The sequence below is a fragment of the Chloroflexota bacterium genome, from assembly GCA_034717495.1.
Taxonomy (GTDB): domain Bacteria; phylum Chloroflexota; class Anaerolineae; order JAAEKA01; family JAAEKA01; genus JAYELL01.
The window spans coordinates 1-1,160 of sequence record JAYELL010000003.1 but is presented as its reverse complement, the minus strand read 5'-3'; the positions used below and the strand labels follow the sequence as shown (position 1 = coordinate 1,160).

1 protein-coding gene is annotated in these 1,160 nt (G+C 60.7%); it reads right to left on the bottom strand.

What is annotated here, in order from left to right; genetic code table 11:
• Window positions 1-341 precede the first annotated feature (341 nt).
• A partial coding sequence (locus tag U9R25_01730; protein ID MEA3334600.1) for a hypothetical protein occupies window positions 342-1,160 on the bottom strand: 819 nt, incomplete at its 5' end.

Sequence of the window (1,160 nt, the reverse complement as noted above, 5' to 3'; positions counted from 1 at the left end):
CGTCCTTCGCGCCCTCCGTACCCTTCGCGCTTCGCGGTCTTACCTCACGGTACGCCTAGCTCCCGCACCGCTTGCTAGCGTGCTGGCGCGTGAACCTTCGCGCCTTCGTGGTCCAAACCCTCCCCGCATCCCCGTGTCTCCCCATCCCCGCGTCCCCGCGTCTCCCCATCCCCGCGTCCTCCGCGTCCTTCGCGCCCTCCGTACCCTTCGCGCCCTCCGTACCCTTCGCGCTTCGCGGTCTTACCTCACGGTACGCCTAGCTCCCGCACCGCTTGCTAGCGTGCTGGCGCGTGAACCTTCGCGCCTTCGTGGTCCAAACCCTGCCGGGGCAAGCCCCGTCACTACTCTTTGATCTGAAGGGGCAGATATGTCTTGTATTGCCTCACCGGAACCGCTGACACCTCCAGGGGGTCCTGGAAGTACTCGTAGTAGGTAGCACCCTGGTTGCCCTCGCTGGCCGGTATGAAAAACTGGCCAGTCACCAGTGAGAAGTTCTCGCTACCTGGATTGGTCACCCCAAAGCCCGAGTCTCCGAAGGACCTCAGATCGCCCGTGTCATCGCCATCCCCCGTCGAATCATCCTGGTAATAATGATAGGGTGTGCCGCCAAGCTCGTCTAGGGAGGCCATCTGAATGTTGGAGCCATCGCCCACAGTTACCTGCCGCCAGGCCTGGTTGAAGGGCGTCGGCTGCACCGAGTCGGGCACCCCGTCGATAGCGACCCCGCCCGCGTTATTTTCGTCGTAATAAGTACCGGTCACCCCTTCGACAAGATCCGCTGAAGTTCGCACATGTTCCAGAGTCCCAGGCAACGAACTTAGGTCGATCGGGAAGGCCGTGCGGACAAAAGACCGATAACCCTCGGTCGTCGTCGGACCCCGCTTCACCAGCACCCTCACAGGACCATCCTTCACCAACTCGATGTCATTCGGCGGGAACCATTCCTCTGTAAGCTGGATCAGGATGATGAAGCGATAATCGATGCGAATCTTGGTGCGGTCGAGGATATCCGGGCCACCGAACAGGCTCATGTAATCCAATCCATTATGCTGCCCCTGGCCGGGAGGCACCGAAGCTGCAGTCGCCCACCCCAGCCCATAGTCGCTAGAGATGATCCTCTTGTTCACAGGATCGAAATCGATGTAGTCGGTCGGATTGGT